We start from the raw sequence: 18,949 nt of genomic DNA on the forward strand, positions 1-18,949 counted from the left end.
CGATGACCAAGCCGCTTGCGCCCGAACCGGGTATCCGTGTCAGCCTCTCCGAGCTGATCGAGATGCGCCATCGCGTGCGCGAAGTGCAGTTGTTTTCCACGCCGAGCCAGCGCAGCCCGCTGATTGGCCTGCACCACTCCAAACTGCGCGGGCGTGGCGTGGACTTCGATCAGGTGCGGGTCTATCAGGCCGGCGATGATGTGCGAACCATCGACTGGCGCGTCACCGCACGCACCCAGGAACCGCACACCAAGCTGTTTCACGAAGAGCGCGAACGGCCGATTTTCATCATGGTCGAGCAAAGTCGCCGCTTGTTCTTCGGCTCGGGGCTGATGTTCAAATCGGTGTTGGCCGCACAAGCCGCGAGCCTGATCGGATGGGCTGCACTGGGACACAACGACCGCGTTGGCGGGCTGGTGTACGGTGACAACGAGCACTACGAAATCAAACCCCGGCGCAGCAAGCAAAGCCTGCTGCAACTGCTCAACCGCATGGTACGTGTCAACCAGTCCCTCACGACCGAAAGCGAGCCGGATCGCGACAGCCTGGGCATGGCCTTGCGCCGCGCTCGCGAAGTACTGCGCCCCGGGAGCCTGGTGATCGTGATCTGCGACGAGCGCGCCTTGTCCGAAGGCGCCGAGCAGCAACTGAGCCTGCTGTCGCGCCACTGTGACTTGCTGTTGCTGCCGGTCTCCGACCCTCTGGACCACGCCCTGCCCGCTGCCGGTTTACTGCGTTTCGCCGAGCGAGGGGCGCAACTTGAACTCGATACGCTGAACGTCGACCTGCGCCAAAGTTATCGCGCCCAGGCTGAAGCCCGTATCGCCCACTGGGAATTGCTGGCGCAGAAACTGCGCGTGCTGTTAATGCCGCTGAGCACTCAAAGCGAAATGGTCGAACAATTGCGTGAGTACCTGAACCCGAAACGTCCGGGCAAAAGCCAATGAACAGCCTCGATCAACTGCAACCCCTGATGACTCCGCCGCCCATCGAGTTCTGGCCGCCGGCACCGGGCTGGTGGCTGCTATTGGTGCTGCTGCCACTGATCGGCTTTGGCCTGTGGCAACTGCGTCGCTTTATTCCCGTCAAGCGCTCTATCGTGCGCGCCGAACAGCCGTTGGACCCGGTGCGTCTGGCGGCGTTGGCGGAACTGGCGCAGATGCCCAAACCCTATGACGGTGCGCCCGCCGGTGCCTGGTTGCAGCAACTCAACGGGCTGCTCAAGCGTCTGTGCCGCAACCATTACCCCTACAGCCAGAGCCACACCCTGAACGGTCGTAAATGGCTGGCGTTTCTCGACAACCGGTGCCCGGCCGCCGGCCTGACACGCTGGATGATTCTGGTTGAAGGCGCTTACAAACCGGAATGCAAACTCGACGACAAGGCCATCGCCGGCCTGACACAAGCCGTCGACACCTGGATTCGCAAGCATGTTTGAGTTCGCCTGGCCATGGATCTTCGCCCTGCTGCCACTGCCGTGGCTGATGCGGGTTGTGCTGCCGGTCGCTGACAGCGGCGAACCGGCGCTCAAGGTCAGCTTTCTGTCCGACCTTGAAGGCCTGGCCCGGCGTCGTGCGCGTGCCAACCTGCCGACCTGGCGCCAGCAAGCACCGTTCATCCTGCTCTGGCTGCTGCTGTTGATCGCCGCCGCACGCCCGCAATGGCTCGGCGAACCGCTGCCGATTGCCGCCAGTGGGCGCGACTTGCTGGTGGCCGTCGATGTTTCCGGCTCCATGGATTTCCCCGACATGGAGTGGCAAGACGAAGACGTCAGCCGCCTGACACTGGTCAAACACTTGCTCGGTGACTTCCTTGAAGGGCGCGATGGCGATCGCGTCGGCCTGATCCTGTTCGGCAGCCAGGCGTATCTGCAAGCACCGCTGACGTTCGACCGGCGCACCGTGCGTATCTGGCTTGACGAAGCGCGGATCGGCATTGCCGGCAAGAACACCGCCATTGGCGACGCCATCGGCCTGGCCTTGAAGCGCTTGCGCCAACGCCCGGCACAAAGCCGCGTGCTGATTCTGGTCACCGACGGCGCCAACAATGGCGGTGAAATCGATCCGCTGACCGCGGCAAGACTGGCCGCCGAAGAAGGCGTGAAAATCTACCCGATCGGCATTGGCGCCGATCCTGAGCAAGCCGGCCCCCTGGCTTTTCTGGCAGGAAACCCGACCATGGACCTTGATGAACCCGCCTTGAAAGCCATCGCCGAGGCTACCGGTGGGCGCTACTTCCGTGCGCGTGATGGCAAGGAATTGCTGGAGATCAAGAAGACCCTCGATCAACTGGAACCTGTGACTCAACAACCGACCCAGGCTCGCCCGGCGCAAGCGCTGTACAGTTGGCCGCTGGCCGCCGCGTTGCTGATGAGTCTGTTGCTGGTGATCCGCGAACGCTGGCCAGACAACCCGTTGCAACGTTTTTTCACCCGCTCGAATTTTCTGCAACAGCACCCTGACTGGCGCCAGCGGCTTAAACGCCTGCGTCTGCGGAGGCGCCGATGATTGCGCTCTGGCCGTATTGGTTCCGCCCCTGGTGGCTGCTGTTGCTGCCGCTATTGGGCTGGTTGCTGTGGCAACTCTGGCACCGGAAAAAACGCGCGGGTCGCTGGCAGATGATCCTGCCGCCGGCCTTCCATGCCGTCCTGCTCAGCGGTGGCAACGGACGTGAAAGCAAGTTGCCGTGGGTTGCCCTGGGCCTGGCCTGGGTTCTGGCGGTATTGGCGTTATTGGGACCGAGTTGGGAACGGGTTGAACAATCCGCGCAGAAACCTGCCGACCCCTTGGTGGTTCTGCTTGAACTGACCCCGGAAATGCTCGCCACCGACGTGCCGTCCACCCGTCTTGAACAGGCCCGGCGCAAGCTGCTCGACCTGTTGCAGGTGCGCAGTAACGCGCAAACCGCCATCGTCGTCTATGCCGGCAGCGCGCATACGCTGGTGCCGCTCTCGGACGACCTGGCCACCAGCAGCAACCTGCTGGAAGCGCTGAAACCGTCGATCATGCCCGAGCCCGGTCATCGCGCCGATCTGGCCGTGACCAAGGCGCTGACATTACTCAACCGCGGCGCCCTCGGCCAGGGCCGGATTCTGCTGATTGGCTCATCCCTCAGCGAACAGGAGCGCCAGGGTATTCGTCAGGCCCTGCGCGGTCAGGCACCGCAATGGTTGATGCTCGGCATCGGCACCCCGCAAGGCGCACCGATCGCTGACGAACACGGCAGTTTCCTCAAGGATGCACAAGGCGCGATCCTCGTACCGCGTCTCGACGGGCCGAGCCTGAAAGCCTTTGCCAGCGAAATGGATGGGCGTTACCGGCAAGCGCAACTGGACGACAGCGACCTGCGTGGTCTCGGGCTGCTCGATAGCCCGCATAGCGTGCGTAACGATGGCCAGACCCTGCGCCTCGATACCTGGGCCGATCAGGGCTATTGGCTGTTACTGCCGCTGTTGCTGCTGACGGCCTGCGCAGGACGCCGAGGCTGGTTGTTCTGCCTGCCATTGCTGTTCATGCTGCCGCAACCGAGTTACGCCTTCGAGTTCAACGATCTTTGGCTGCGCCCGGACCAACAGGGCCTGCACTTGCTCAAGCAACACCAGCCCGCGGAGGCCGCGCAGCGTTTTCAGGACCGGCAATGGCAAGGCGTAGCGCTGTATGAGGCCGGTGAGTATGCCGCTGCCGCCGAGCGTTTCGCCGAAGGCAACGACGCCCGCGCACACTACAATCGCGGCAACGCCCTGGCTAAAAGCGGTGAACTGGAAGCTGCCGTCGATGCCTATGAACAGGCCCTTGAGCTGCAACCTGATTTACGTCCGGCGCAGACCAACAAAGCGCTGGTAGAAGCGTTGATCAAACAAAAAGCCCCCACCCCACCCAATGAGCCCGATAAAACCGACGGCGAAGAGCACCCGCAAACCCAGCAACCCCCACCACCGGGTGCGTCGACACAAACCTCGACCGCTGACGAGCAAAAAACCGACACGCAAACCGCGCAATCGCGCAACGACACCAATAGCGAAAACCAGACGGACAGCCCGCCACAACCGGGCAATAATGACGTGCCGGGCAGTGAGCTGGGCGACGAACAACGCAGCACACCGCCGATCCGCACTGCCGACGCCAACTTCGACGACGAGCACCGGCAGGCCCTGGAGCAATGGCTGCGTAAAATCCCGGATGAGCCGGGCGAATTGCTTAGACGTAAATTCTGGTACGAACAGCAACAACATCAGGATCAGGGAAAAACTCGATGACCCGCTTCACCGTTCTATTGCTCAGCCTTTCGCTCTGGACCGTGGGTGCCCAGGCTGCGGGGCTGGTTGCCAGCATCGATCGCAGCCGCGTGAATTCCGGCGAGACGGTCGAACTGACCCTCGAATCCAGTGATGTCACGCAGTTCGGCAAACCTGACCTGAGCGCACTCGACCCGCTGTTCGAGGTTCGCGGCACCCGCCAGGTCAACCAGCTCACCACCCTGGGCGACGACAGCCACGCCACCACCCGCTGGATCATCACCCTCCTGCCCCGGCACAACGGCACGCTGGTGATCCCTCCGCTGCCGCTCGGCGAGTCCAAAAGCCAGCCGATCAACTTGCAGGTAGTCGAAAGCGAAAAGCAGGACAGCGCAGACAAACTGGCGCCCGTGTTCATCGAGACCAGCCTCGATCAGGACACCGTGTACGTGCAGGCCCAGGCGATTCTGACCTTGCGCATCTATCATTCGGTGTCGCTGTATGACGACAGCAGCCTGACCCCGCTGCAAATCCCCGATGCGCGCGTCGAACAACTCGGTGAGTCGCGCACTTACGAAAAAGTCATCAATGACCTGCGCCACGGTGTGATCGAACGGCGGTACGCAATTTACCCGCAACACAGTGGCCTGCTGACGATTCCCGCACAGATGTTCAGCGCCACCCTGGCGGAAACGCAACCCGCTCAGGAGCCGGCCCCGCAAGGGCCAAAAGCGGGCAAACTGATTCGCGTGAGTTCCACCGGGCTCAACCTGACCGTCAAGCCCAAACCGATCGAGTATCCCGCCGACGCCCCTTGGCTACCCGCGCGTAGCCTGAGTCTCAGTGAAAGCTGGAACCCTGCGCCTGATCACGTTCAAGTGGGCGACTCCATGACCCGCAGCCTGACCCTGAAAGCCGAAGGCCTGGCCAGCTCGCAACTGCCGCCCCTGCCCGCCACTGAAACCAGCGGATTGCGGCGTTATCCCGATCAGCCACAATTGAGCAATCAACCCAGTGACCGGGGGTTGATCGGCATCCGCGAAGACCGTGAAGCACTGGTGCCCACTCGCATCGGGCAGATCGAATTGCCGCCCGTGGAAGTGGTCTGGTGGAACACCCTTCAAGATCATCTGGAGCGCAGCAGCCTGCCCGCTCGCACCCTGAACGCCGTAAACAACCCGAGCCTGATGGTCGACGCTCCAGCGGGCAACGTGCCGGCTACCGTAGTGCTCGGCAATGAAGCACTCTGGTACTGGAAGCTCAGCACCTTGATCCTCGCCTGCACCACCTTGCTTGGCTTCGGCCTGTGGTGGCGTGCGCGTTGGCAGCCGGCGATTCTGCGCGCCGCGCAAACGGGCCCGAGCCCGCGCACGCTACTCGACGACCTCAAGCGAGCCTGCCAGGCCAACGACCCTCAAGCCACCCGCCAGGCGCTCGACGCCTGGGCCCGCCAACAGCCGGAAACCCTGGCCGACATGGCTGCACGCTTCGTACCGCTGTCCGACGCACTCGACGGCTTGAACGGCGCGCTCTACAGCGAAACCGGGCATTACTGGCAAGGCGAAGAACTCTGGCGCGCGATCCGCGCCATCCCGATTGCCGAACGGGTTCATGATCCGGTCGGTGACAGTGGTTTGCCGCCGCTGTATCCGAAGTAAAAGATGATGGTGGTATTTTCAGAATCGCCGGTAACTATCCCTGCGCTCCACTCGTTCCATATCTATGGACCCTCTGCGAATGGAGCCTTTCAATATATCCGCCTCGAAGTAACGTGAATTTTCAGGTGGTTCATGGCTATTTTGGACAGATGTCTCACTGTCCACCTCATTCGCCTGTCGAGCCGACAATTTGATCGTTTTGGGCTGCACACGAATCAGAAAATCAATCCTCCCCTCTGGCCCTTTAATTCTTTCCACGCTAACGGGTTCAAGATCGAAGTCTTCCATTATCCGCATCGTGCTTTTTCCATTAGGCGTCTTGGTAAAAAAAACATTCATCAAGTCTTTCCCATCATTCCCAGTGCTCACCGTATTAGCGAGAGCGATGTAACTCATGACATTCTCTCGTTTGATCACGGAAGGTAGCTTGCCAAAAAAGCTACGCTGGCTGGCGACCAATTCATATTGGTATCTGGCAACATCACTGGCATGGAACCTGTCAGGTTCACCGGAACCGGAAATGTCCCTGCGAGGTGGATTGGTTTTATAGTTCTGTTTGAAAATCCAAATATCTTCATGGAATTCGTTCACGAACCAACTTTCATAACTATGACCGCCTACCTGATGGAAATATGTTGAACTGACTTCATGAGAATTAGGCTCGAGTTCGTGGGCCTTAAATCTATCCTTTATAAAACGCTGCGCCGCTTGACTGGAGTCACCCAGGCTATCAAGTCGTGCCCTCAAACCCTCCTGCCAGAAGGATTGGTATGCGCTACTCGGCGGTACTGGTTCCAAGCCATACATGTCAACGAGCGTAGTGGGTCGGTTTTCGACCATTCTGTACAAATTCTGCCCATATAACGTGCCTGCTGGATCAGGGCTCATCCAGCGACACAACCAAGGTGCGTAATACCGATACCCATAGTAGTAAAGTCCGGACGCATCCCGCTCTTTTCCTGAGTAACGAATAGTTTTGTATTTAGCCTCCAACGTACTTCTACCCACCCACCAGGCCGTACCGCCAAACGGGTAATAACCCTCTTGGCTCAATAGTCCGGCTTTCTCATCCAGCTCCAACGTGCATGAACCCAGGTGATCACTCAGACTGAAGCGCACTTGATCATTGCTTATGCCGTCGGGCGGCTTCGTTTCCCAATGTAATACCCACACACGGCTGCGTCCGGCCTCGACGCTGATCACCTGGCGCTCTTCGCCTGTTACCGCGTCACGATGAATCTCTAGTCCCGGTAAATAACGAACCTCAGCGCGCAAGATACGACTGCCGGCTTGAGTAAGGCGCACCTTGCGCAGACGATGGCCGGGGCGGTCGTAGACATGGCACTCAAGATCATCCGCCCCATCCTCACGCTTCACCATCGTCACCAGACTCAGTTGATTGCGAACGTCCCAACTCATGGCCTGGCCGCGTTGCAACTCCTGCTGGTTGCCGTTGGCATCGAAGCCGTTGGTAATTTCCTCCTCGTCCGGTAGAGATCCATCTTCGCGCTGAGCCAGGCTGTGGTTGTTGAAACTGGAGGTACTCATATTGAACGTCGGTGCGCCGCTATGATGGCGGGAAAGTAGATTGCCGGCTGCGTCGTAGAGGAACGACTGAGTGTAATTGCGCAGTTGATTCGAATCCAACGGCATGCGCTTCAACGCTGGTAGTGCTAGTCCGTAGCCAGGAGTGATGACCTCCCGGCCACTGGCTTCGACCAGCTGATAAAGGCTGTCGTAGCGATAGCAGTTGATCGGATCGATACGCTGATTGTTGAAATAGCGCACCGACTGAGACTTGTCTTCAAGACTGACAATGTTTCCCACCGGGTCGTAACAGTAATTCAGATTCTGAAGAGGAGCACTGCCGGGAATACCGGCCAGGAGCTGGATCAAACGACCATCGTCAGCGCCATAAAAAGCCTTGTTCACCACGCGATTGCCGGCAGTTTCGCTCTCGATTTGACCAAGGGCATTGTAGTGAATAGAGCCGACCAGCAAGCGCGGCAGCTCATCAGAGCCCGCCAGTTGCAGCCGGGTTTCTTTCAGTTCGCCGGCCACCGTATAGTCGAACATCCTTAAGTTACCCATTGCATCGATCTGGGTCTGCATCTCATTTGTAGCAGTGAAGGTCTGAGCAGTGATAAAACCCTTACCGTCTTCCAAGAGATCATCACGCAGTGAAATGTCGGGAGGCCAGTCCGGCGCCTCCAGACCGCTCAGGAACTGCCGTGCTTCCACCAGACACGTATCGAACAAACTATATTCGGATAACCGCAAGGTGCCCGCAGGATCATCATGTCGAATTAGCCGACCGCATTGGTTATGGGCCGCGACTTCGTCACCGCAATCGCCATAGGTAAAGCGCTCCACCACCTTGGGTAACTGACCTGCCGCGTGTTCACGTACGGTAACAGGGCGCAGTAACGAGTCGTGCTCGATCTGTTGCTGGTTGGCGCGACTGTCCCAGGAATGAAGTAGTTGCCCGGCTGCGCCTGGCAAGGCCAGGCGCAGCCCCGCATCGACGCATTGCGTTGACAGTACAGCGTCGTGAAGTGTGTAAAGAGTGATCCTGTTGGGAACTTGCTTGCCCCCCATTGCAGCCTCCTTCCAGAAGCGCGGATCCCAACTAGCGATCTCTCGCCCGGCTGCATCGTAGGCATGCCGGGTAATCCGCGAGTCGGGCACCTGGCCAGACTCCGAGCGGCAGTAAGCAACTTCCCGACTCAACAGACCACGCGGGTCCATGACTGTCAGAGTGGGAGTTGAGCGATCTACAGAGATGTTGTCCATGGCTTTGAATAACACAGTAGGAATACGACGCCTACTGTCAGAAATTACAGGTAGATCTCTGCGTAATGCAGACACACCCGGTCCATCAGGCCGACATGGCTGCACGCTTCGTACCGCTGTCCGACGCACTCGACGGCTTGAACGGCGCGCTCTACAGCGAAACCGGGCATTACTGGCAAGGCGAAGAACTCTGGCGCGCGATCCGCGCCATCCCGATCACCGAACGGGTCCATGATCCGGTCGGTGACAGTGGTTTGCCGCCGCTATATCCGAAATAAACATCGAATGCCAGCTGCTACAAATACCAACCTGGAACAATCACCTTCAGGATGATTGTTCCAGTGCGCAGGTCAGGGTTGTTTGATCCAAAGCACATTGTCGCCCACACCAGGCGCCCAGTCCGACACGTACGAAACATGCGCCTGAATGCACCTCCACTTGCTCCCCGAATGGCTGACCCGTGCGTCTTTTTCATACCTCGCATTCAGCTCCCAAGCCGGATAATCCCCTCCTCCCCCTTCGGTTCTGACGCCCAGAGCGTTACTGGATGACGACAGTTTGCCGTTCTGGTCGAGCGCTTTCACAAAGTATTCGTAGGTGGTATCTGGCGTCAGGCCTGGATCTTCAAACGAGGTCTTATCGCCGTCTACGCGGTCGACTTCATGGTCGTTACGGAAAATGACGTATTGGGTAATCGGAGTTGTGCCGGTAGAGACACCCCACATCAGTCTGACGCTGTACGGAGTCTGGCCCATGCTGTGCAGATTCACTGGGGCAGTGGGTGCTCCATCTTCTGTCAACGTATGCACGTCGATGGCCCGACTCGGCGCAGAAACCTTGCCCTCATTATTGATTGCGGAAATAAAATAGCTGTATCGGGTTCCGGCCGCCACGCTGTTATCGGTCCAGGTCTGTTGCGTTGCGTCAATATCGACAATGCTGATCCCGTTTCGTGTAATACGGTACTTGGCAATGGGGGTGACTGCCTTGTCCCACGTCAGCACCACTTGCTTGTCAGTAACGTCACTGGCCGTCAGCCCGGTCGGTGTGTCGGGACGTTCGCCTCCGTCGGACGTCTCAAAGAGCAGATCAATTACCTGATAGAAAGCCATCCCCGTATCGGCAACGACATAAATAGCCAGTAACACGTGGTAGCCCTCACGCTTGGGTAGCGGGACTTCATGTTCGGTAGGGGAAGGTGGCATCAATTCATCTGGATATTTCCAGAATGGTTGCCAACTGTTTTGCACCGTATAAAACGGCTTTGCGCCGAACTGATAGCGCGCCAGGGGCCTGCTGAAATCCCAATCTTCTTCGGTTATGAAATACTCCCAGCGTCTTGCGGGGTGATTTGCAGTAAAGTTCCATGAGACAGGTAATAATTCGCCACTACACACTTCGTGCTTTTGCCAGTGGTCACCGGGCTGATCAAGAAACGCACCGGTCAGCTGCCCCGCACTGGCAATCATTCCATCCAGAGGTGGCGTGGCACTAAGCACATCGTCCAGAGCCAAAGGATCCTTCAAGCCGCCAGCGGTCTGCGGGAAATGCTTTCCGGACTCCCGCTGATTCAGCGCGCCCTCATCCAGTTTCCCTTCCTGCCAGGCAAAATAGGCCCGTGAGGCGGGAGAAAAGACATGACCGTGACGCGGTGTATTGCTTCGACTGATCGTGTTCGAGCTACGCTGTGACATAGTGTTTCTCCACATTTGTTTAATCACTGCAAGGGATCCATACCCTCCGCCACCATTAAACGCTCCGCCCTCCGCCACGAATACTGTTAGAAGTAATAGGTCAGCGCGTCATTGGTCGGTTATTAACCTCCGCGATCTGCAAGAAGCCCCTCAGCAACCCAAAGCATTTGCCAGTAAACTCCCTCCCCTTTAGCCGCCATCATTTTTCCCGCGGCCATCACCTTATTTCCTACGGAGTTTGCCTTGCGTCTGTTCCACACCTCCGACTGGCACCTTGGGCAAAACCTGCATGGCCAGGAGCGCGACTTTGAACACGGCTGTTTCCTCGACTGGCTGCTGCGTCAGCTGGCGCTGGAAAAGCCTGATGTGCTGCTGATCGCCGGCGACATCTTCGATACGGTCAATCCACCGGTCAAAGCCCAGGAACGTCTCTACGACTTCATCGTCAGCGCGCATGAGCAGCAGCCATCGCTGACCATCGTGATGATCGCCGGCAATCATGACTCCGGTTCGCGGATCGAATTGCCCGCGCCGCTGATGCGCCGGTTGCGCACTCACGCGCTGGGCCGGGTGTTGTGGCTCGATGACGGGCAACTGGACGCCGAACGCTTGCTGATTCCGCTGCCCGATGCCTCGGGTGAAATCGCCGGTTGGTGCCTGGCGCTGCCGTTTCTGCGGCCCGCCGAAGTCACCGGTGCCCACCTGGGCGACAACTACCTGCGCGGCATTGGCCAGGTGCATGAATGGCTGATCGAAGCCGCCAATGCCAAGCGTCAACCCGGTCAGGCATTGATCGCCATCAGCCATGCGCACATGGCCGGTGGATCAGTGTCCGAGGACTCCGAGCGCAGCCTGATCATCGGCAACGCCGAAGCCCTGCCCGCCAGCCTGTTCGGCCCGAGTATCGGCTACGTTGCCCTTGGCCATTTGCACAAGCCGCAGAAGGTCAACGGCGAGGAGCGCATTCGCTACAGCGGCTCGCCGATTCCGTTGTCGTTTTCCGAAATCGGCTATCAGCATCAGATTCTCGACATCACGCTCGACGGCGAGACGCTGCTCAGCGTCGAACCCCGGTTGATCCCCCGTGCGGTCAACCTGCAACGCCTGGGCCCTGCTCCGCTCAGTGAAATCCTGACGCAGCTCGCGGATTTGCCGAATATCGACCTGTTGGCCGATCTCCAGCGCCAACCATGGCTTGAGGTCCGCGTACGCCTCGATGAACCGCAGCCGGACTTGCGCCAACAGATCGAAACCGCGCTGCAAGGCAAAGCCGTGCGGCTGGTGCGAATCGCTGCCGAATACGCAGGCAATGGCAGTCGAGACGGCGCGGATGACACGGGTCAGTTGGTCGAACTGGACCAGCTCACGCCACAAGAATTATTCAGCCGTGCCTGGCTCGATAACTACGGCAGCGCGGTCGACGAACAAACACTCAAGGACTTTGCGGTGCTGCTGCAAGACGTTCAGCAGGAGAGCGAACAGCCATGAAAATCCTCGCGATCCGCCTGAAAAACCTCGCCTCGCTGGCGGGCCCCTTTGAAATCGACTTCACTGCCGAACCCCTGGCCAGTTCCGGTCTGTTTGCGATTACCGGGCCGACCGGTGCCGGTAAAAGCACCTTGCTCGATGCCCTGTGCCTGGCGCTGTTTGGCGCAGTGCCGCGCCTCAACAACACCGGACGCGACGCCAAGGTACCGGATGCAGACGGCGAGATCGCCACGGGCGACCCGCGCACCCTGCTGCGCCGTGGCACCGGTGACGGCTATGCCGAGGTCGACTTTGTCGGCATCGACGGCCGTCGCTACCGCGCGCGCTGGGAAGCCAATCGCGCCCGCGAAAAAGCCAACGGCAAGCTGCAAGCCAGCCGTCAAAGCCTGCGTGATCTCGACACCGATCAACTGCTGGCCAGCCAGAAAGGCGAATACAAGACTCAACTGGAAGCCGTGCTGGGCCTGAACTTCGAACAGTTCACCCGCGCGGTGATGCTCGCTCAAAGCGAGTTCAGCGCGTTTCTCAAGGCCGATGACAACGACCGTAGCGAACTGCTGGAAAAACTCACCGACACCGCGCTCTACACGCGCCTGGGCAAACGCGCTTTCGACAAAAGCAAGGAAACCCGCGAAGCCCACAAGTTGCTGCAAGACCAGGCCACTGGCGTCACGCCGCTTGAGCCCGAGGCCCGTGCCGAACTCGATCAGCGCTTCAACGACGCCCAGCAACAACTCAAAAACCAGCAAGCACAGCTCAAGCAGCTTGAGCTGCAAAACACCTGGCTCAAAGAACTGCAGCAGTTGCAGGACCAGCAACAGGCCGCTGCTGAACAACTGCAACAGGCTCAACAGTCGTGGGACGCCCAGGCGGGCGAACGGCTGAACCTGGCGCGCCTGGAACAACTGGCGCCGCAGCGGCATCAGTTTGCCCGGCAAACCGAGCTGAGCGCGCAACTGAGCCCATTGGCCGCGCTGATTCAGCAACACGCTCAACAGCAAAGCGAGCTGCAAATCCGTCAGGTGCAACTCGAAACCAGCCTGGAATCCGCAAAAGCCGCGCTGATCCAGGCCCAAAGCCAGCACAGCAACAACGCCCCGCTGCTGCGTCAGGCCTTCGAAGAACAGAGCAACCTCGCGCGCCTGACTCAGGCCATCAACGCCTCAGCCGAACTCAAGCACAACGCCGAACTGGCCAGCTCCGAAGGCCAGCAAGCCATCGCGCAAATGCTCGAACAGCAACAACGGGTTGCCGAACGCCTTGCAACGATTGCGACGCAGCTGGAACAGAGCCTCCAACTGGCTCCCGTCAGTGACGCCTGGAACGCCTATCGCGAGCGTTTGCAGCAACTGATGCTGGTGGGCAATCGCCTGAAAAAGGGCCAGGCTGAACTGCTCGAACTGGAGCAACGGGCGGCCGACACCGCAACCCAACTAAACACTCAGCGACAAAGCCTGGAGCTGCTCTACAGCGAAGCCGGCGCTGAACCTGCGGCCGTTGCCGAACAGATTCAGATCCTCGGCAGCCTGCTGCAAGACAACCGCAAGCAGCAGCGCGCCATCGAAGATCTCGCGCGATTGTGGGCTCGTCAGCAGGAGCTGGACACGCGCACGCAGGACCTGCAGCAGCGCCTGCAAACCGTCCAGACAGAACGCGAACGCCTGACCCGCGAAGGTGTCCAGGCCAAAGCCGAACTGACTGTCGCCGAGCAAACCCTGACAGTCACCCGGGAACTGCTGGAGCGTCAGCGCCTGGCGCGCAGTGCCAGTGTCGAAGAGTTGCGCGGGCAGTTGCAGGACGATCAACCGTGCCCGGTCTGCGGCAGCGTCGAGCATCCTTATCATCAGCCAGAAGCGTTGCTGCAAAGCCTCGGCCGGCACGATGAAAGCGAACAGGCCAACGCACAAAAAGCCGTTGACCGGCTCAAGGAAAAACTCGCGGACCTGCGCACCGAGGTCGGCGGGCTGATTGCCCAGCAAAAAGAACTGCTGCAACAACAGGAACTGCTGGCAACCCAGCAGCAGAGCCTGACACCGAGCCTTGAAGCGCACCCACTGGCCGCCCAGTTGCTGACCCAGGAAACCGGCAAACGCGACGCCTGGCTGAATCAGCAAAGCGCTCAGTTGAATCAGAGCATTGCCCAGGACGAACAACGACAAAGCGCCCTGCTCACCTTGCAGCAAGACGCCGCACGTCTTCAGCAACAGCTGCAAGCCGCCGACCAGGCCAGCCAGCAGGCTGCCCAGCAACTGACGATCCAGCAGCGCGAGTTGAGCAACGACAGCCAGCGCCTTGAAGAAGAACTGGCAGCATTCAGCGCCCTGCTCCCGGCGGCGATCCTTGACGGTTTGCGCAACGAGCCCGCTGCGACCTTCATGCAACTCGATCAGCAGGTCGCCCAGCGGCTGGAACAGCTGGAACTGCAACGCGAAGAGCTCAGCGAACAACAACAGCGTCAGCAAGCCCTCGAGAAAGAACAGGACCGGCAGCTGACACGCGTGCAGCAATTGCAAGCCGCACAGCTGCAATTCAGCGCACTCGCCGAGCAGCAACACGCCGCCCAACAGAAACTCGCCGAACTGCTGGGCGAGCAGCCGAGCGCCGAGCAGTGGCAACAGCAACTGGATCAGGCCGTCGAACAGGCTCGACAGGCCGAAGCGCTGGCCAATCAGCACTTGCAGGAAGTCCGCAGCCAGCAGATTCAACTGGCCGCCGAGCTCCGGGCGGAGCAACAACGCCAGCACGCGCTGGAAGCCGAAAGTCATGAGCTGAGCGGCAGGATCGCCGAATGGCGTGCCCTTCATCCTGAACTGGACGATGGCGGTCTGGAGCAGTTACTGGCGTTCAGCGACGAGCAGGTCACGCAGTTGCGCCAACAGCTTCAACTCGGCGAAAAAGCCATCGAGCAAGCCAAGGTGCTAGTGCATGAACGCGAACAGCGCCTGCACAGCCATCAGGCGCAGCACAATGGCAACCTTGATGCCGAACAACTGGCCACCGCCCTCGGCGAGCTGCAAAACCAGTTCGGGATCAGCGAACAGCTCTGCGCCGAACTGCGTGCGCAACAAGCCGAAGATCAACGCCGTCAGGACGCCAATCAGGCGCTGGCACAACGCATTAGCGAGGCCTACAGCGAGTGGCAGCGCTGGGCACGGCTGAATGCCTTGATCGGCTCGGCCACCGGAGACACTTTCCGCAAGATCGCCCAGGCCTACAACCTCGATTTGCTGGTGCATCACGCCAACGCCCAGTTGCGCCAACTGGTGCGCCGCTACCGGCTCAAGCGTGGTGGCAGCATGCTCGGCTTGCTGGTGATGGACACGGAGATGGGCGACGAACTGCGCTCGGTGCACTCGCTGTCGGGCGGCGAAACCTTCCTGGTGTCGCTGGCACTGGCGCTGGGCCTGGCCTCGATGGCCTCGAGTACGCTGAAAATCGAATCGCTGTTCATCGATGAAGGCTTCGGCAGCCTCGATCCGGAGTCACTGCAATTGGCAATGGACGCCCTCGACGGTTTGCAGGCGCAAGGTCGCAAGGTCGGGGTGATCTCCCACGTACAGGAAATGCACGAGCGAATCCCGGTGCAGATCCAGGTTCATCGCCAAGGCAATGGCCTGAGCACGCTGGAGGTCAAATGAGCACGCCGACGCTCTACTCCTTCCGCCGTTGCCCCTACGCCATGCGCGCACGCATGGCGCTGCGTTACAGCGCAGTGGCGGTGGACATTGTCGAGGTCAGCCTGAAAGCCAAGCCGCCGCAGATGCTCGCGCTGTCGAGCAAGGGCACCGTGCCGGTGCTGAGCCTTGACGGTCGGGTGATCGAGCAAAGCCTGGAGATCATGCAGTGGGCGCTGGAACAGAACGACCCGCAGGATTGGTTGCTCAAGGACGATCCTGCGGCGCAGCAACTGGGCGCTGCGCTGATCGAAGCAAACGATCAGACGTTCAAGCTGCACCTCAATCGCTACAAATACGCTGAACGCTACCCGGAACACCCCATGGAGCATTACCGCGCAGAAGGCGAAGTGTTTTTGCGCAAACTGGATGAGTTGCTGCAACAGCGAGCTTATCTGGTGGCCGATCATCTGAGCCTGGCGGATATCGCCCTGACACCGTTCATACGCCAGTTCGCGCATGTCGACCGCGAGTGGTTTGCGCAGACGCCGTATCGGCATCTTCAGGCCTGGTTACAGGGGATTCTGGAGTCGGATCTTTTTACTGCAGTCATGGCAAAGACCTAGTGTGGGAGCGGGCTTGCTCGCGATGACTGACTGACATTCAACATTGATATCGACTGTCATACCGCTATCGCGAGCAGGCTCGCTCCCACATTCACTTACGTCAACGCATTGCACATTTTGAGCGCCGAGCAATCAACCTCAAACGGCCCCAGAACCACTGCTTTGGGTTTGGCTGGCGGATTACCCGCCAACAATCCCAGCGCCTTGGCGGTCTGGATGTTGTGGGCGATGTTGTGATTGCACTCGATGGCCCGTGCCAGAGAGCCCGCCGAGCCTTGGCCGATGCCGAGCAGTGAAGATCCATTGGTCAGGAATGCCAGGAAGGCCACGACCATCAGTTTGTGCCCTTTCATACCCCAACCACTCCCGCGACGTCGGAATGCTCAGCGCCGGCGTGCTGCGCGTGCTCAAACTGGATGGCGGGATAAGCGACCTGAATCGGCGCTTGCATGACGCGCTGCGACTGGGCCGAGAGGCTGACCACCAGAACCATCGCCACGTATAAACCAATGGCTACATACGCGCCGTGTTTGGCAGAAGAAAGGATTGCGCTGGCCATGGGATTCTCCGTGGGCATGTTTCAGTGCCCACAGGATCAATCAAATAGCCTGCTATGAATAGCGACCTTTATGCATAGTAGCTATCAGTTTAATTGATCGAAAATCCGACGACGTTCAGTCCTGCAACACGCTCATCAAACGCTCGTGCGCGGCTTCAGGCTCGCCGTCAACCGGGCGGGCAGCCGAGAGAATCGGGGTGGAATAGAGAAACAGCAGCACCACAGCCAGACGCATCGCCATGTCATCGATCCTTGGGAAAGATTGAGTCAATAAATTAGCGTCAAATTTAAACACATGGCCATGTGATATTACACGCGGTATTTGTGCTGAATGGGGTGCGGAGTCGCAAATGCTTTATGCAGGAGCGACATCACTCGGGTCTTTCCAGCGAAGGGATCGCCGATCGGATCAAGTGACTTCGCTCCTGCATAAGGTCGGCAGGGCTTGAATCTCAGTGTTGGATCTTGTGATCCAGCGCGGCGTAGAAGTTGGCGCTTTGTTGCAGGTATTTCTGGGTGTAGCTGTGGGTGCCGGATTTTTTCGAGCTGATCTCGACGCTGGCACTGGCTGGCAGAGCAACGCTGGCGGAGATGGCGGATGCGGCAATCACGGAGAAGAGATTGAAGTTCATGGCGGTAACCCTCGTAGATTCAGTTGGCTTGCTTGCCTGTGTAGGCCGTGAAGCAAACTTACGCCCGAGGGTTGGCGCTCTTGAAATCTTTTGCAGCAGTAGCGGATATCACTCGGATTAATAGAACCGCGCAGGCCCCGGCGTACGGGGCCTGCGGCTTATTGACGCAGGAAGAACTTGATATCGCTGGGTGAGTCGAACGGCAGTTTTTGCACGGTTTTGCCCAGCAGACCGGTCTTCACATCACGCGCGATGATGACGATCTGATTGCTCTTCTGGTTGGCGACCAGCATGAACTTGCCGCTTGGGTCGAGGCTGAACTCACGCGGGTGATCACCCTCCACCGAACGGCGCTGAAGCTCCTTGAGCTCGCCACTGGCCGGATCGATGGCGAACACCAGCAACTCGTTCGTGGTGCCACGGTTACTGACGTAGAGGAACTTGCCATCCGACGAGGCATGCAACGCAGCGGAGGCTCTCTGCGCCGGGGGTTTGCCGGCTGCCAGGTCGACCATCTGCCGCTGGGTCAACTTGCCCGCCTGATAATCGAAGACGGCGACTTGCGCGCTCATTTCCAGAGTCAGGTACGCGTGCTTGCCGTCTCCACTGAACAGCAAATGCCGCGGCCCGCTGCCGGGTGGCAACTGAACCGAAGCCGGCGTGGCAGCGGTCAGCGGCCGTTCCGGATTGGCCTTGGGGTCATAGCGATAGACAAAGATCTTGTCGGCGCCCAGGTCATTGGCAAACACGTACTGACCGTCCGGCGAGGACACCGTCGAATGCACATGCGCCGACATCTGCCGCTCGGGATTGACCCGGCTCGGCTGATGGCTGCTCAGTTGCACCGGTGGCGCCAGCTTGCCATCGGCACTCACCGGCAATGCCGCCAGGCTGCCACCCGGGTCTTCGGCCACCGAGTAATTACTGACAAACAGGTACTTGCCGTCAGCGCTCAGGCTGGAATGGGTCGGCTCGTTGCCCAGGCTCTGCACCTGACTGATCAGGCTCAGCGCGTGGGTGTTCGGCTCGACAGCGAAGCTGCTGACGCGCCCTACCGGGTCGGTTTGACCCGGACCATTCTCGTTGACCACAAACAGTCGACGCTGATCGCTGGACAAGGTCAGCCACGACGGGTTGGCACTCTTGACCACCTGCAACGGCGTCGCGTCGAGGTGACCGCTCTGGCTGTCGAATTTGAGTCGGTAGATCCCCTGGCTCTGGCCTTGGGTGTAGGTGCCGATCAGCAGCTCATGGAGGTCAGCGGGGGCGGCCTGCACCCCCATCGCGCCGAAACTGCCGGCCATCAACAGTGGCCAGACATTACGCATCTTCATGCTCGTCGTCCCCTTCGTCATCACCACCGAACGCTTCCATGCACACCAGTCGGTGCTCGCCGGAATCACCGGTGATCAGCCAGCTCTGCAGGCCTTGATCGAAGGTCGCGGCCTCAACCTGAGCCGGGGTGAATTCCCAATGTTTGGCCGCTCGGCCGTCCATGCATTCGATGTGCAGATTGTCGTTATCGTCGAGAGCGAATTCGAAGGCGTGCAAGCCGTCGATTTCGACCATCGCGCAGTGTTCGAGGGCGTTGAGAAGTGTTACGGCAGTCATGGTCGTCAATCTTTGAATGGGAAAGACGCCATCATAGCTC

General features: G+C 59.5%; 16 protein-coding genes and 1 pseudogene. 9 read left to right on the forward strand and 8 right to left on the reverse strand.

Annotation, left to right across the window (positions count from 1 at the left end; genetic code table 11):
* Positions 1-2: 2 nt before the first annotated feature.
* The 5 genes from AC1DHT_RS15785 to AC1DHT_RS15805 are packed head-to-tail and all read left to right on the forward strand — an operon-like array spanning position 3 to position 5,892.
* Positions 3-947, forward strand: coding sequence for a DUF58 domain-containing protein (locus AC1DHT_RS15785; RefSeq protein ID WP_427531499.1), 945 nt, complete (start codon positions 3-5; stop codon positions 945-947).
* The gene (locus tag AC1DHT_RS15790) at positions 944-1,438 is read left to right on the forward strand and encodes a DUF4381 domain-containing protein (protein ID WP_054597167.1); all 495 of its coding nucleotides are present in this window, start codon (positions 944-946) and stop codon (positions 1,436-1,438) included. Before AC1DHT_RS15785 ends, AC1DHT_RS15790 begins: the two co-directional genes overlap by 4 nt.
* Positions 1,431-2,507, forward strand: coding sequence for a vWA domain-containing protein (locus tag AC1DHT_RS15795; RefSeq protein WP_427537479.1), 1,077 nt, complete (start codon positions 1,431-1,433; stop codon positions 2,505-2,507). Before AC1DHT_RS15790 ends, AC1DHT_RS15795 begins: the two co-directional genes overlap by 8 nt.
* Positions 2,504-4,255: a VWA domain-containing protein gene (locus AC1DHT_RS15800; protein ID WP_427537482.1), complete on the forward strand. Its 1,752-nt coding sequence runs from the start codon at positions 2,504-2,506 to the stop codon at positions 4,253-4,255. Before AC1DHT_RS15795 ends, AC1DHT_RS15800 begins: the two co-directional genes overlap by 4 nt.
* Positions 4,252-5,892: a BatD family protein gene (locus tag AC1DHT_RS15805; RefSeq protein WP_427537485.1), complete on the forward strand. Its 1,641-nt coding sequence runs from the start codon at positions 4,252-4,254 to the stop codon at positions 5,890-5,892. Before AC1DHT_RS15800 ends, AC1DHT_RS15805 begins: the two co-directional genes overlap by 4 nt.
* Before the next feature lie 18 nt (positions 5,893-5,910).
* Here the strand turns inward: AC1DHT_RS15805 and AC1DHT_RS15810 are convergent, their stop codons facing one another.
* Complete coding sequence (locus AC1DHT_RS15810; protein WP_427537488.1) at positions 5,911-8,490, reverse strand: RHS repeat domain-containing protein; 2,580 nt, start codon at positions 8,488-8,490, stop codon at positions 5,911-5,913.
* Positions 8,491-8,762: 272 nt separating this feature from the next.
* Here AC1DHT_RS15810 and AC1DHT_RS15815 point away from each other — a divergent pair.
* A pseudogene (locus AC1DHT_RS15815) lies at positions 8,763-8,963 on the forward strand (BatD family protein); the annotation flags it as partial.
* A 72-nt stretch (positions 8,964-9,035) separates the two neighbouring features.
* On the opposite strand, the gene AC1DHT_RS15820 reads toward AC1DHT_RS15815, so the two are convergent.
* Positions 9,036-10,379, reverse strand: a complete 1,344-nt coding sequence (locus AC1DHT_RS15820; RefSeq protein WP_427537491.1) for a lytic polysaccharide monooxygenase — start codon at positions 10,377-10,379, stop codon at positions 9,036-9,038.
* A gap of 243 nt (positions 10,380-10,622) precedes the next feature.
* On the opposite strand from AC1DHT_RS15820, the gene AC1DHT_RS15825 reads away from it, so the two are divergent.
* The 3 genes from AC1DHT_RS15825 to AC1DHT_RS15835 are packed head-to-tail and all read left to right on the forward strand — an operon-like array spanning position 10,623 to position 16,107.
* Positions 10,623-11,867, forward strand: coding sequence for an exonuclease SbcCD subunit D C-terminal domain-containing protein (locus AC1DHT_RS15825; RefSeq protein ID WP_427537494.1), 1,245 nt, complete (start codon positions 10,623-10,625; stop codon positions 11,865-11,867).
* Positions 11,864-15,505 (forward strand): AAA family ATPase, encoded by a 3,642-nt coding sequence (locus tag AC1DHT_RS15830; RefSeq protein ID WP_427537497.1) that lies wholly within the window; start codon positions 11,864-11,866, stop codon positions 15,503-15,505. Before AC1DHT_RS15825 ends, AC1DHT_RS15830 begins: the two co-directional genes overlap by 4 nt.
* A complete protein-coding gene (locus tag AC1DHT_RS15835) occupies positions 15,502-16,107 on the forward strand; it encodes a glutathione S-transferase (protein ID WP_427537500.1) in 606 nt (201 codons plus the stop codon). The genes AC1DHT_RS15830 and AC1DHT_RS15835 overlap by 4 nt, the downstream gene beginning before the upstream one ends.
* Before the next feature lie 95 nt (positions 16,108-16,202).
* Here the strand turns inward: AC1DHT_RS15835 and AC1DHT_RS15840 are convergent, their stop codons facing one another.
* The 6 genes from AC1DHT_RS15840 to AC1DHT_RS15865 form a co-directional block, all read right to left on the reverse strand.
* Entirely contained in the window at positions 16,203-16,460 is a 258-nt protein-coding gene (locus AC1DHT_RS15840) for a hypothetical protein (RefSeq protein ID WP_427537503.1), read from the reverse strand.
* On the reverse strand, positions 16,457-16,666 hold the full coding sequence (locus AC1DHT_RS15845) for a hypothetical protein (protein WP_427537506.1): 210 nt from the start codon (positions 16,664-16,666) through the stop codon (positions 16,457-16,459). Before AC1DHT_RS15845 ends, AC1DHT_RS15840 begins: the two co-directional genes overlap by 4 nt.
* Before the next feature lie 115 nt (positions 16,667-16,781).
* Positions 16,782-16,907 (reverse strand): hypothetical protein, encoded by a 126-nt coding sequence (locus AC1DHT_RS15850; protein ID WP_427537509.1) that lies wholly within the window; start codon positions 16,905-16,907, stop codon positions 16,782-16,784.
* Positions 16,908-17,118: 211 nt separating this feature from the next.
* Positions 17,119-17,298, reverse strand: coding sequence for a hypothetical protein (locus AC1DHT_RS15855; RefSeq protein ID WP_427537512.1), 180 nt, complete (start codon positions 17,296-17,298; stop codon positions 17,119-17,121).
* Positions 17,299-17,456: 158 nt separating this feature from the next.
* A complete protein-coding gene (locus tag AC1DHT_RS15860; protein WP_427537515.1) occupies positions 17,457-18,632 on the reverse strand; it encodes a lactonase family protein in 1,176 nt (391 codons plus the stop codon).
* Positions 18,619-18,909 carry a DUF5629 family protein gene (locus AC1DHT_RS15865; protein WP_427537518.1) on the reverse strand — a complete coding sequence of 97 codons (291 nt, stop codon included), beginning with the start codon at positions 18,907-18,909 and terminating at the stop codon, positions 18,619-18,621. The genes AC1DHT_RS15860 and AC1DHT_RS15865 overlap by 14 nt, the downstream gene beginning before the upstream one ends.
* Between the last annotated feature and the right edge of the window lie 40 nt (positions 18,910-18,949).

The organism is Pseudomonas sp. 05N432 (assembly GCF_056396945.1).

Bases quoted from the DNA above. Each gene is read 5' to 3' on its own strand.
- AC1DHT_RS15785 (WP_427531499.1), top strand. From the start codon at position 3: ATGACCAAGCCGCTTGCGCCCGAACCGGGTATCCGTGTCAGCCTCTCC.
- AC1DHT_RS15790 (WP_054597167.1), top strand. From the start codon at position 944: ATGAACAGCCTCGATCAACTGCAACCCCTGATGACTCCGCCGCCCATC.
- AC1DHT_RS15795 (WP_427537479.1), top strand. From the start codon at position 1,431: ATGTTTGAGTTCGCCTGGCCATGGATCTTCGCCCTGCTGCCACTGCCG.
- AC1DHT_RS15800 (WP_427537482.1), top strand. From the start codon at position 2,504: ATGATTGCGCTCTGGCCGTATTGGTTCCGCCCCTGGTGGCTGCTGTTG.
- AC1DHT_RS15805 (WP_427537485.1), top strand. From the start codon at position 4,252: ATGACCCGCTTCACCGTTCTATTGCTCAGCCTTTCGCTCTGGACCGTG.
- AC1DHT_RS15810 (WP_427537488.1), bottom strand. From the start codon at position 8,490: ATGGGGGGCAAGCAAGTTCCCAACAGGATCACTCTTTACACACTTCAC.
- AC1DHT_RS15820 (WP_427537491.1), bottom strand. From the start codon at position 10,379: ATGTCACAGCGTAGCTCGAACACGATCAGTCGAAGCAATACACCGCGT.
- AC1DHT_RS15830 (WP_427537497.1), top strand. From the start codon at position 11,864: ATGAAAATCCTCGCGATCCGCCTGAAAAACCTCGCCTCGCTGGCGGGC.
- AC1DHT_RS15835 (WP_427537500.1), top strand. From the start codon at position 15,502: ATGAGCACGCCGACGCTCTACTCCTTCCGCCGTTGCCCCTACGCCATG.
- AC1DHT_RS15840 (WP_427537503.1), bottom strand. From the start codon at position 16,460: ATGAAAGGGCACAAACTGATGGTCGTGGCCTTCCTGGCATTCCTGACC.
- AC1DHT_RS15845 (WP_427537506.1), bottom strand. From the start codon at position 16,666: ATGGCCAGCGCAATCCTTTCTTCTGCCAAACACGGCGCGTATGTAGCC.
- AC1DHT_RS15850 (WP_427537509.1), bottom strand. From the start codon at position 16,907: ATGGCGATGCGTCTGGCTGTGGTGCTGCTGTTTCTCTATTCCACCCCG.
- AC1DHT_RS15855 (WP_427537512.1), bottom strand. From the start codon at position 17,298: ATGAACTTCAATCTCTTCTCCGTGATTGCCGCATCCGCCATCTCCGCC.
- AC1DHT_RS15860 (WP_427537515.1), bottom strand. From the start codon at position 18,632: ATGAAGATGCGTAATGTCTGGCCACTGTTGATGGCCGGCAGTTTCGGC.
- AC1DHT_RS15865 (WP_427537518.1), bottom strand. From the start codon at position 18,909: ATGACTGCCGTAACACTTCTCAACGCCCTCGAACACTGCGCGATGGTC.